General features: G+C 51.4%; 1 rRNA gene. It reads right to left on the reverse strand.

The features are described from left to right. Nucleotides 1-259, reverse strand: a 23S ribosomal RNA gene (locus tag QQZ16_RS03985); the annotation flags it as partial.

Here is a 259-nt window from a genome sequence, read left to right on the forward strand (position 1 = left end):
AGGATTCTCTCCTCGCCTACCTGTGTCGGTTTGCGGTACGGGCACCATCAATCTCGCTAGAGGCTTTTCTTGGCAGTGTGGAATCAGGAACTTCGGTACTATATTTCCCTCGCCGTCACAGCTCCGCTTATGTGGTAATGGGATTTGCCTCATTACCGGCCTAACTGCTTGGACGTGCTAATCCAACAGCACGCTTACCCTATCCTCCTGCGTCCCCCCATTGCTCAAATGATTGAAAGGTGGTACAGGAATATCAACC

This window comes from Bacillus sp. T2.9-1, assembly GCF_950097965.1.
GTDB lineage: Bacteria > Bacillota > Bacilli > Bacillales > Cytobacillaceae > Niallia > Niallia hominis.